Origin of the sequence: Pseudonocardia nantongensis, assembly GCF_046546495.1 — a bacterium.
Classification (GTDB): domain Bacteria; phylum Actinomycetota; class Actinomycetes; order Mycobacteriales; family Pseudonocardiaceae; genus Pseudonocardia; species Pseudonocardia nantongensis.
Genome location: NZ_JBKGXT010000005.1, coordinates 249,684 through 260,127, shown reverse-complemented (window position 1 = coordinate 260,127; position 10,444 = coordinate 249,684). Strand labels below are relative to the sequence as shown.

The 10,444-nt window shown below is 76.3% G+C and carries 10 protein-coding genes; 5 read left to right on the top strand and 5 right to left on the bottom strand.

Features of this window, described 5'->3' with window-relative positions:
* Positions 1–127 precede the first annotated feature (127 nt).
* Positions 128–2,449, top strand: coding sequence for an AAA family ATPase (locus ACLFMI_RS07990; RefSeq protein ID WP_410947094.1), 2,322 nt, complete (start codon positions 128–130; stop codon positions 2,447–2,449).
* Between the two features lie 111 nt (positions 2,450–2,560).
* Here the strand turns inward: ACLFMI_RS07990 and ACLFMI_RS07985 are convergent, their stop codons facing one another.
* Both ACLFMI_RS07985 and ACLFMI_RS07980 read right to left on the bottom strand, forming a co-directional pair.
* Positions 2,561–3,295 (bottom strand): LytR C-terminal domain-containing protein, encoded by a 735-nt coding sequence (locus ACLFMI_RS07985; RefSeq protein ID WP_410947093.1) that lies wholly within the window; start codon positions 3,293–3,295, stop codon positions 2,561–2,563.
* A 25-nt stretch (positions 3,296–3,320) separates the two neighbouring features.
* A complete protein-coding gene (locus ACLFMI_RS07980; protein WP_410947092.1) occupies positions 3,321–3,635 on the bottom strand; it encodes a DUF3263 domain-containing protein in 315 nt (104 codons plus the stop codon).
* A 189-nt stretch (positions 3,636–3,824) separates the two neighbouring features.
* Here ACLFMI_RS07980 and ACLFMI_RS07975 point away from each other — a divergent pair, with 189 nt between their 5' ends.
* Both ACLFMI_RS07975 and ACLFMI_RS07970 read left to right on the top strand, forming a co-directional pair.
* The gene (locus tag ACLFMI_RS07975) at positions 3,825–4,406 is read left to right on the top strand and encodes a peptide deformylase (protein WP_410947091.1); all 582 of its coding nucleotides are present in this window, start codon (positions 3,825–3,827) and stop codon (positions 4,404–4,406) included.
* Between the two features lie 110 nt (positions 4,407–4,516).
* Positions 4,517–4,801 (top strand): hypothetical protein, encoded by a 285-nt coding sequence (locus ACLFMI_RS07970; RefSeq protein ID WP_410947090.1) that lies wholly within the window; start codon positions 4,517–4,519, stop codon positions 4,799–4,801.
* A 10-nt stretch (positions 4,802–4,811) separates the two neighbouring features.
* Here the strand turns inward: ACLFMI_RS07970 and ACLFMI_RS07965 are convergent, their stop codons facing one another.
* Positions 4,812–5,453: a response regulator gene (locus ACLFMI_RS07965; protein WP_410947089.1), complete on the bottom strand. Its 642-nt coding sequence runs from the start codon at positions 5,451–5,453 to the stop codon at positions 4,812–4,814.
* Positions 5,450–6,664, bottom strand: a complete 1,215-nt coding sequence (locus ACLFMI_RS07960) for a sensor histidine kinase (RefSeq protein ID WP_410947088.1) — start codon at positions 6,662–6,664, stop codon at positions 5,450–5,452. The genes ACLFMI_RS07965 and ACLFMI_RS07960 overlap by 4 nt, the downstream gene beginning before the upstream one ends.
* Before the next feature lie 231 nt (positions 6,665–6,895).
* Between ACLFMI_RS07960 and ACLFMI_RS07955 the strand changes: the two genes are divergently transcribed.
* Both ACLFMI_RS07955 and ACLFMI_RS07950 read left to right on the top strand, forming a co-directional pair.
* Positions 6,896–7,708, top strand: coding sequence for an ABC transporter ATP-binding protein (locus ACLFMI_RS07955; RefSeq protein WP_410947087.1), 813 nt, complete (start codon positions 6,896–6,898; stop codon positions 7,706–7,708).
* Positions 7,705–9,870, top strand: coding sequence for an FtsX-like permease family protein (locus ACLFMI_RS07950; RefSeq protein ID WP_410947086.1), 2,166 nt, complete (start codon positions 7,705–7,707; stop codon positions 9,868–9,870). The genes ACLFMI_RS07955 and ACLFMI_RS07950 overlap by 4 nt, the downstream gene beginning before the upstream one ends.
* Before the next feature lie 68 nt (positions 9,871–9,938).
* On the opposite strand, the gene ACLFMI_RS07945 is transcribed toward ACLFMI_RS07950, so the two are convergent.
* Entirely contained in the window at positions 9,939–10,370 is a 432-nt protein-coding gene (locus ACLFMI_RS07945; protein ID WP_410947085.1) for a nitroreductase family deazaflavin-dependent oxidoreductase, read from the bottom strand.
* Positions 10,371–10,444: the final 74 nt, after the last annotated feature.

Below are 10,444 nucleotides of genomic sequence, written 5' to 3'. Positions count from 1 at the left end.
ACGAAGATGGAAGCCCTCCGGGCCATGAAACGACGCCTGGCGCGCGTCGTGTTCAACCACCTGCACACCAACACGATCACCGCGTCCGGCGCTGCTTCGCCGGTCGCGGCTTGACATAGGAGCAACCGTGGGAGATCCCTCGCTGACCCTGGTGGCCCGCCTGGCCCCGACCACCACCGACGCCCGCCGCGGTGTGATCCGGCTGCACCCGGAGGTGCTCGCTGCCCTGGGCCTGCGCTCCTGGGACGCGGTCACCCTCACCGGGCCGCGGGTCACCACCGCACTCGCGGTCGCGGGTGAGGGGTCCGCGCCGCACGGCCAGGCCCGGCTCGACGACGTGACGCTGTCCAACGCCTGGCTGACCGACGGGGCCCAGGTCGTCGTCGCACCGGCCGCGGTGCTGCCGGCCCGCGAGGTCCGGCTGCTCGGCTCCCCGCTGGCGACCGGCGCGGTCTCCCCGACGACGCTGCGGCTGGCCCTGATGGGGAAGGTCCTGCTGCGCGGGGACGCCGTGTCGCTGCTGCCCCAGGACATCGCCCCGCCGCCGGGTGCGGACGTGCACTCGGCGCGCCGGGCGCTGGCGGCCGCGGTCGGCGGGACCTGGACCTCGGAGCTGCTCACCGTCGCGGTCGCCGACCCGGACGGGACACCGGTCGCGGTGCAGCCGTCCACGATCGTCGGCTGGTACGACGGGGCGGACACCGGCACGGAGACCGGCCCGGAGTCCGGCACGAACGCCGGCACGGGGACCGGTACGGAGGGATCCGGGGCCGGCGAGCCCGCCGCGGGCGGGGTCGTCGAGCACGGAGCCGTCGCGGGCGGTGCCGCCCGGACCGGCCCGAGCGGCGCCGCCGGGACGGGCGGCGCGCCGGCGCTGGAGGATCTCGCCGCCAACGAGGCGATCGCCCGCCGGCTGCTGGACTGGTTCGAGCTGATGTTCCGCCGGCCGGAGCTGCTGACCCGGCTCGGCGGCGACGCCCGGCTCGGCGTCCTGGTCACCGGCCCGGAGGGGGTGGGCAAGGCGACCCTGGTGCGCAGTGCCGCGGCGGCGGCCGGCGCCCGGTGCGTGGAGCTCGTCGCCCCGGCGGTGGCGGCCCTGGAACCGGTGGCCGCGGCGGAGCGGGTCCGGACCGCGCTCGCCGCGGCGTCCGGGACCGGCGGGCAGGGGCCCGCGGTCCTGCTGCTGCACGACGCGCAGGCGCTGCTGCCAGCCGCCAACCCGCCCCCGCTCGCCACCCTGCTCCTCGACGAGCTGCGTGCGGCCACCGCGCCCGGTGGGCCGGCGCTCGTCGTCACCACCGCCGAGCCGGAGCGCCTGGATCCGCGGCTGCGCGCCCCCGACCTGGTGGACCGCGAGCTCACCGTGCCGCTGCCCGACACCGGCACCCGCCGCGCCCTGCTGGAACGGCTGCTGTCCGGCGTCCCGCGTGCCGACGACGTCGACCTCGGTGCCGTCGCCGCCCGCACGCCGGGGTTCGTGGTCGCCGACCTGGCCGCGGTCCGGCGGGAGGCCGCGGTCGCGGCCGCGCTGCGGGGCGGCGCGGACGGCAGCGACGCCGAACGGATCGCCGCGCAGGACCTGCTCGACGCCGTCGGCTCGGTCCGCCCGATCTCGCTGTCGGACGGCGGCACGCTGAGCTCCGGCGGTCTGACCCTGGACGACGTCGGTGACATGGCCGAGGTCAAGCGGTCACTGACCGAGGCCGTGCTGTGGCCGCTGCGCCATCCGGACTCGTTCGCCCGGCTCGGCGTCGCCGCCCCGCGCGGGGTGCTGCTCTACGGCCCGCCGGGCGGCGGGAAGACGTTCCTGCTGCGCGCGCTGGCCGGGTCCGGTGATCTCAACGTGTTCGCGGTGAAGGGCGCCGAGCTGCTCGACAAGTACGTCGGCGAGTCCGAGCGCGCGGTGCGCGAGCTGTTCCGCCGGGCCGCTGAAGCCGCACCCGCCCTGATCTTCCTGGACGAGGTGGACGCGCTGGCCCCGCGCCGTGGCGGCTCCGCCGACGCCGGCGTCGCGGACCGGGTGGTGGCCGCGCTGCTCACCGAGCTGGACGGCGCGGACCCGCTGCGCGAGGTGGTCGTGGTCGGGGCGACGAACCGGCCCGAACTGATCGACCCGGCGCTGCTGCGGCCCGGCCGGCTGGAGCGGCTGGTGTTCGTGCCGCCCCCGGACGCCGGGGCCCGCGCCGACATCCTGCGGGCGGCCGGCCGGGACGTCCCGCTGGCCGGCGACGTGGACCTGGACGCCGTCGCGGCCGAGCTGGCGGGCTACTCGGCCGCGGACTGCGCGGCGCTGCTGCGGGAGGCGGCGCTGACCGCGATGCGCGAGTCGCTGGACGCAGGGGAGGTCACCGCCGCACACGTCGCCACCGCCCGCGCGGCGGTACGCCCGTCACTGGATCCCGCGCAGGTGGCGGAGCTGGAGTCCTACGCCCGGCGGCGCACCGGCTGAGCGCCCCGCCCGCACACACCGACCTGCGCAGACCGACCCCGCACACACGACGGCCCCGGATCCTCGTTCGAGGTCCGGGGCCGTCCGCGCGCTGGGGAGCGGAGGTCGGTGTCAGGCCGCCGAGAAGTCCTTCGTGACGATCACGATGATGCCGGGTGTGGCGTCCTCGATGCCCTCGAAGCGGGGCTCGGCCCGCATCTCGAACGACTTCGCGATCTCGTCCGCGGCGGCCTTCTCCTGACCGTTGCCGGGCCGGTAGTAGACCGTGGTCGTCGGGACGGTGCCGCGGGCGTAGTTCTGCACCTGTGCCACGTTCCAGCCGCCGGAGCGGAACTCGGCGGCGGCCCGGTCGGCCAGGCCCTTGATCGTCGAGTTGTTGTAGACCCGGACGGCGGGCCGGGCCCCGGCCTCGGAACCCGAGCCCTCGGCCCCCGCGGCGCCACCCGAACCGCCTGCTCCGCCCGCGCCCGGTGCGGGGGCCGGCGGGGCCGGCGGGGCCGCGATCGGGTCGCCGGCGTCGTCGTAACCGGGGGACCCGGGGGTACCGGGTGCGCCGGGGGTGAACGGCGAGTCCCCGCCCGCGCCGGGGGCGCCGGGCGTTCCGGGGGCACCGGGAGTGTCGGGCGCGGAACCCGGGGCGCCGGGGGTGCCCGGTGCGGGTGCGCCGGGTGCGGGGGCTGGTTCGGCCGGGGCCGACGGCGGCGGCGCGGCCTGGTTGCCGCTGCCGTCCGACCCGTCGCCGGTGAGGCCGAAAAGACCGACCACACCGGCGAGTGCCCCGACACCGATCAGCGCGATGCCGGCGATCTTCAGCGGCGACTGTCCGCCGGACGCGGGTGCGGTCATCATGACCTCCGGAAGGTGAAGCGGCTCAGGGCTCGAGGCCGAGACGGCGGGCGGCGCGGGTGCGCTGGCGGCTGGAACGCAGCCGGCGCAGGCGCTTGACGAGCAGCGGGTCGACGGCCAGCGCCTCGGGCTTGTCGACCAGCGCGTTCAGCACCTGGTAATAGCGGGTGGCGGACATGTCGAACAGCTCGCGGATCGCCTGTTCCTTGGCGCCGGCGTACTTCCACCACTGACCCTCGAACGCGAGGATCTCGCGCTCGCGGCGGTCGAGCTCGCGGGCGGGGGCGGCGGTGCGCCGGTGCGCTCCACGGCGTTCCGGCAGGGACCCGGCGGACTCCATCACGCTCCTCGAGCGGCCGACGAACTCGAATGACACGGCTGTCATTCGCGGCGCCCAGTGAACCACATCGGACCGACACCGAGCGGGCGCGACGCGCCCCCGCTCGGGCGAATCCGCCCCGGTCGCGGGACGCCCGGTGCCTGCCGGGCGGGGAGCGGGCCGGAGGTGGGGTGACCGTACCCTGCACCGGTGACGGTTCTGCGCATCCGGATGGTCGGCGACCCCGTGTTGCACCGGCTCACCCGCAAGGTCGAGCAGGTGGACGAGGCGCTCCACACGCTCGTCGCGGACATGTTCGAGACGATGGCCGCCGCGCACGGTGTCGGGCTCGCGGCCAACCAGGTGGGCGTCGACCTGCGGTTGTTCGTCTACGACTGCCCGGACTCCGAGGCCCGCACCATGCGCCGCGGGCACGTGCTCGACCCGGTGCTGGAGACCGGGCCGCGGCCGGAGATCATGCCGGACCCGGACGACGACCAGGAGGGCTGCCTGTCGGTGCCCGGCGAGAGCTTCGCGACCGGTCGTGCCGAGTGGGCCCGGGTGACCGGCACCGACCTGGCGGGCAACCCGGTCGCGGTCGAGGGGACGGGGTTCCTCGCGCGCTGCCTGCAGCACGAGGTGGACCACCTCGACGGGTACCTCTACCTGGACCGGTTGATGGGCCGGAACCAGCGCGCCGCGAAGAAGACCCTCAAGCGCAACGGCTGGGGTGGCCCGGACGACTCGTGGGACCCGTCGGCCGTCGAGGCCGAGGACGTCCCGCGGGGCTGAGGACGTCCCGCGGGCTGAGGCCGGGTCATACCCGGGTACGAGTGGGCTGTCCCGGGAACGGTCCCCGCGGCCGATGTGGCGGACCGGCCCCGGCGGGCACCGTGGACGCCATGGTGCTCACGATCCTCGCCGTCGCCCCCGTCCTGGCCCTGCTGCTGGTCATGGCCGCGCAGCCGCTACTCGAGCAGTGGGACGCCCGCGCGTCCGAACGCGACCGGGCCGCCGGTGCCGGCCGGTCCGGCGGCACCGGCACGGACACCCACGACGTGCCGGCGTCGGCGGCGCCGACCGCGTTCCCGGAGTCCCTCGGCGACGCCGCCGCGGCCCTGCGCATCCCGGAGCAGCGCCTCCCGCTCCCGGGGATGCACGTGTCCGGGGTGCACGCGGCCCGGTGACGGGTGCGGGTCAGTCCACGAGCCGGTTCTCCCACGCCCAGGCAGCGATCTCCACCCGGTTCCGCGCGTCCAGCTTGGACCCGATGTTCCCGATGTGGGTCTTGACGGTGGACAGCGAGACGAACAGGTCCCCGGCGATCTCCTGGTTGGTCCGCCCGCGGGCGACCGCCCGGACCACCTCCAGCTCCCGCTGTGAGAGTGCCTCCTGCACCTCCGGCCGCGCCGGCTCCGGGGCGGTGAGCCGGTCCAGCAGCCGCACCGTGATCGACGGCGACACCAGCGCGTCCCCGACGGCCGCCGCACGCACCGCCTCGACCAGCAGCCGCGGGCCCGCGTCCTTGAGCAGGAACCCGCAGGCGCCGGAGCGCAGCGCGCCGTAGACGTACTCGTCGAGGTCGAACGTGGTCACGACGACGATCCGCGGCGGCGCGAGCCCGGCCGCCAGCGTCCGGGTCGCCTCGATGCCGTCCATCCCCGGCATCCGGATGTCCATCAGGACCACGTCCGGGCGCAGCTCGCGGGACCGCGCGACGGCCTCCTCGCCGGTGCCGGCCTCGCCGAGCACCTCGATCCCCTCCTCCGCGGACAGGATCAGCCGGAAGCCGGTCCGGACCATCTCCTGGTCGTCGGCCAGGACGACGCCGATGCTCACCGGCGTGCCACCGGGAGCTCGGCCAGCACCAGCCAGGCGCCCGGGCCGTCCGGGCCGACACGCAGCGTCCCGCCGAGCGCGCCGACCCGCTCCGCCATCCCGGCCAGCCCGAACCCGCCGCGGTCGCGGGCCAACGGGCCCCGGTCGTGGGCGCCGCCCTCGTTGCGCACGGTCACCTCGAGGCTCCCGTTCCGCAGGTGCAGCCCGACCTGCACCGACGTCGCGTCCGGGGCGTGCCGGTGCACGTTGGTGAGGGCCTCCTGCACGACCCGGTGCGCGGTGACGCCGACGCCCGGTGGCAGGTCCGCGAACTCCAGGGCCGGGTCGCGCTCCAGCACCGCCCGGACGCCGTCAGGGTCGAACCGGTTGACAAGACCGTCCACGTCGGACGGACCGTGCGGGATGGTGCGGCCGTCTCCGGCGCCCTCGTCGCCGCGCAGCACCCCGACCATCCGGCGCATCCCGGCCAGCGCCTCGGCGCCCGCCCGTTCGATCGACTCCAGGGCCGGGCCGGCCTCCTCCGGCCGGGTCCGGGCCACGGTGACGGCGGCCTGCGCGGCCACGACGATCCCGGTCACGTGGTGTGCCACGACGTCGTGCAGCTCGCGGGCGAGCTCGAGTCGCTCCGTCGAGCGCGCCTCGGCCAGCCGGGCCTCGCGCCGCACCCGGACCTCGCGCAGGACGGCGGCCAGCGCCACCGCGGACGCCCAGCCCAGGCCGCAGAGCGCGGTGACGGTGGGATCGTCGACGCCGGTGCCGGGGAAGCGCAGCACCGGCATCCCGACGATGACGACGAAGGAGACGACCGCGGTACCCACGGCGACCAGCCCGGACGCCTGCCGCACGGTCGCGACGGTGATGACCGCCAGCGCCAGCAGCTCCGCCAGCGAGAGGACGACGACCCGGCCGCCGGAGAACGTCTCGTGCGTGACGATCGACGTGACCGAGAGCACGGCCGACAGTCCGAACGCGACGGCTGCGACCCGGTCGGTGGGCTGGACGTACCGGGTCAGCACCACGGCCGCGACGAGGAGCCCGGCGACCGGTCCGGAGTAGGCGAACCCGGCACCGTCCAACAGCGACGGGCTCATGATGCCGTCGAGCGCGAGCCAGAACAGGTAGGCGAACGCCTCGAGGGTGAACAGCAGGGATCGGGATCGCACCGCGGGGCGCGCCGGATCCTCCTGCACAGCAGGAGTCGGGCCGGACATGGCGCACACCCTAGGGCCGAGAACGCGGCGCTCACCTCGTCCGGAAGTACGACGGCCCGGCGCCGAACACCGTCCTCCGGTCCGACGCGGGCGGGCGGCCCGCGGCGGCATCGTCACGGCCATGCTCGATGTCCTGATGAACTGCGCCGCCGTGGTCGGTGGCGTCGTGCTGTTCCTGATGGTGCTGACGGTCGCGGTGCTGCCGCTGCTGGAGGAGTGGGGGGAGCAGCGGTGAGCGCGCCCCGCCCCGTACCGGCCCGGGCGCCCCGGGCCGCCGCCGCGGCGATCGAACTGGTCCGGTCCTACGGCGAGGGCCACTCCGCCGTCCGCGCGCTGGACGGCATCACCCTCTGGCTCCCCGCGGGGAGGTTCACCGCGGTGATGGGTCCGTCCGGCTCCGGTAAGTCCACGCTGCTGCACTGCCTGGCCGGGCTGGACCGGCAGACGGCGGGGCAGGTGCTGCTCGGCGACACCGATCTCGGGACGCTCGGCGACGCCGAGCTCACCGCCGTCCGCCGGGACCGGATCGGGTTCGTGTTCCAGGACGGCAACCTGCTGCCGCACCTGAACGCCGGGGAGAACATCGACCTCGCGGCGTCCCTGGCCGGCCGCCGTCCGGACCGGGCGTGGCGGGCCGAGCTCGTCCACCGGCTCGGGATCGGCGACCGGCTCCGGCACCTGCCGGCGGAGCTGTCCGGCGGGCAGCGGCAGCGGGTCGCGGTGGCCAGGGCGTTGCTCGGGCGGCCGGAGCTGGTCGTCGCCGACGAGCCGACGGGTGCACTGGACACGGCGTCCGGGCGGGAGCTGCTCGGCCTGCTGCGCGGCTGCGTGGACGACTACGGCCAGACCGTCGTGATGGTCACCCACGACCCGCTGGCGGCCTCGGTCTCGGACCAGGTCCTGCTGCTGCGCGACGGCGTCGCCGCCGGCCGGATCACCGACCCGGACCCGAACTCGGTCCTGGCCGCGCTGGGCGAGCTGAGCGCGCCCCGGCGGGGTGGCCCCGGCGGACGGCCGCAGCGCACGGTGGCGGTGCCCTCGTGAGGCGGCTCGGCAGCCCGGCGACCCGCGCGGCCGTCGCCGGGATCCGCCGCCGGCCCCGCCAGACCCTGCTGATCGGGCTCGCGGTCCTGGTCGCGACGGTGTTCGCGGCCGGGACCGTGCTGTTCAGCGGGACCATGCGGGACGCGCTGCTGGCCGACTCGGCGCGCACGCCGCCGGGGGCGTCGTTCGTCGTCGACCGGCCGGATGACGCCACGGGCGCCGGTGCGCTCGCCGCCCGGCTCGCCGAGGTCCCCGGGGTGAGCGCCGTCGTGCCGGCCCAGGAGGGTGAGCTGCCGGTGACGGTGCGCGGCACCACGGGGCAGTGGCGGATCGGTACCGACCCGGCCACCGGGCCGATGTCGGTGCGCCCGGCCCCGGAGCAGGGCCACGCACCGGGCCCCGGGGAGGTGTTGCTGAGCACCGCCACCGCCGAGCGGACCGGGCTCGCCGTCGGTGACGCGCTGAGCGTGTCCGGGCGTCCGTACACGGTCGGCGGGATCTCCTCGCACGGGCCGGACGGCGGGGACGGTCTGCTGCTGAGCCCGGCCGACGCGGTCGCCTTCGGCCCCGACCTGTACTACGGCAGCCGGGTCGACGTCGCGGGCACACCCGATCGGGACGCGCTGGAGGCCGCCGCGGCGGGCGCCCGCGTCCGGACGGCCGACGAGGCCCGCGAGGCCGAGATCTCGAGCGTGTCCGGCTCGGTGACGTCGGTGCTGGCGGCGCTGTCGGTGTTCGTCGGGCTCGCACTGGTCTCGGCGGCCGTGGTCGTCGGCTCGACGTTCCGGATCGTGCTCGGCCGGCGTGGGCGGGAACTCGCCATGCTGCGTTGTGTCGGAGCCTCGCGCGGCCAGGTGACCCGCTCGGTGCTCGCCGAGGCCGGGATCACCGGGCTCGTCGCCGGGGTCGTGGGGGCCGCGGTCGCCACCGGTGCGGCGTACGCGGCGCTGGCGGTGATGCGGGCGTCCGGCACGGACGTGCCCGCGCTCGCGCTGTCCCCCGGCGGGCTGGCCGGGTGCGTGCTGCTCGCGGTCGTCGCGACGGTCGTCGCGGCGCTGCCCCCGGCACTCGCCGCCGGCCGGGTGCCGCCGGTGGTGGCGCTGGGCGCGGCGGACAGCACCGAGGCGCACGCCCCCCGTGCCCGGCGCCGGATGCCCGTGGTGGCCGTGCTGCTGGCGTCGGCCGCGGGGATCGGGGCCCTCGGTGCGTCCGTGGGCGACTCCCTCGTCGGGCTGGCGCTGGTCGCGCTGAGCGGGCTGGTGGCGTTCGCCGCACTGGTCCTGGTCGGTCCGTACCTCGTCGCGGGGGCCGCGGCGCTGGTCCGGCCGCTCGTGGCCCGGTCGGGGCCCGCCCGGCTGGCCGTCGCGAACGCCCGCCGGGTCTCCCGGCGCACCGCGGCGACGACGACGGTGCTCGCGCTCGGGGTCGGTCTCACCGCCGCGCTGCTCGTGGGGATCGACGGTGCGACCGCCGACGCCAGGGCCTCGATCGACCGCAACTACCCGTCCGAGGTCATGGTGCTGCCGAGCAGTCCCTCCTCGTCCCTCGAGGACCCCGCCGCCCGCCGGGCGGCGGCCGACGCCCTCGCGGCCCGGCTCGGGGAACGACCGGAGCTGCGGGTGCGTACCGGCGCCACCGCGATCCTCGTCGACGCCGCGCCCGGGACCGACCCGATGGCGGCCCGGACGGCGGTCGCGGAGGCGACCGACGGCAGCGGCGGCTCGGTGATCTGGACCGCCGACACGCGGGCGAGCACCGAGGAGACGTTCACGATCGTCCGGGCGGTCGGCGGCGGCCTGGTCGGGGTGACCCTGGTGGTCGCGGTACTCGGGGTCGGCGTGACGCTGGCGCTGTCGGTCGCCGAGCGGACCAGGGAGATCGCCCTGCTCCGGGCGCTGGGTCTGACCCGGTCCGGGGCCCGCGGCTCGGTCGCCGCCGAGGCGGCACTGGCCGGGGCCGTGGGAGCGGTCGTCGGTGTGCTGCTGGGCGGTGCGTACGGGGCGCTCGGCCTGCAGGCGGTGGACATGTCGGTGTCGGCGCCACCGGTCGGGCAGCTGCTCGTGCTGGGCGGTGGGGTCGTCCTCGTCGCGGTGCTCGCGTCGACGGCGTCGATGCGCCGTGCCGGACGGGTCGCCCCTGCCACCGGTCTCGCCGGCGGCTGAGCGGGCGTCGCGAGACGCCGGCCGGTGCCGCGCCCGTACGAGGGGTCGGGCGCGCACCGGCCGCGCGGTCAGGCCTTCGGCTCGAGCACGAAGACCGGGATGACCCGGGAGGCCTTCTCCTGATACTCCGCGTAGGGCGGGAATGCCTCGACCGAGCGCTCCCACCACTGCTGCCGCTCCTCGCCCTGCACCTCGCGTGCGACGAAGCTGCCGGTGGAGGTGCCGTCCTGCACGGTGACCTCGGGGTGCGCCAGCACGTTGTGGTACCAGGCCGGGTGCTCCGGCATACCGCCCTTGGAGGCGATCATCGCGTAGGAGCCCTCGTGCTCGACGCGCATCACCGGCACGTAGCGCTTCTTGCCGGACTTCGCGCCGGTCGTGGTGACCAGGATGATCGGGCGGTCCAGGACCGTCACGCCCTCGGTCGTCCCGGCCTCGAGGATCTTCTCGGTCTGCTCGCGTACCCAGTCGGTCGGGCTCAGCTCGGCGTTCTGTGTCATGCCGGTGACCAACCCGGTACCCCCGGCGATCATTCCGCGCGACCGGGTGAGAACGGCCGGGGGCCTGGCGCGGT

What these genes read in the sequence shown, in the direction of transcription:
- ACLFMI_RS07970 (WP_410947090.1), top strand. Translation starts at nt 4,517, where the DNA reads ATGGTGCTCACGATCCTCGCCGTCGCCCCCGTCCTGGCCCTGCTGCTG.
- ACLFMI_RS07985 (WP_410947093.1), bottom strand. Translation starts at nt 3,295, where the DNA reads ATGACCGCACCCGCGTCCGGCGGACAGTCGCCGCTGAAGATCGCCGGC.
- ACLFMI_RS07960 (WP_410947088.1), bottom strand. Translation starts at nt 6,664, where the DNA reads ATGTCCGGCCCGACTCCTGCTGTGCAGGAGGATCCGGCGCGCCCCGCG.
- ACLFMI_RS07945 (WP_410947085.1), bottom strand. Translation starts at nt 10,370, where the DNA reads ATGACACAGAACGCCGAGCTGAGCCCGACCGACTGGGTACGCGAGCAG.
- ACLFMI_RS07980 (WP_410947092.1), bottom strand. Translation starts at nt 3,635, where the DNA reads ATGGAGTCCGCCGGGTCCCTGCCGGAACGCCGTGGAGCGCACCGGCGC.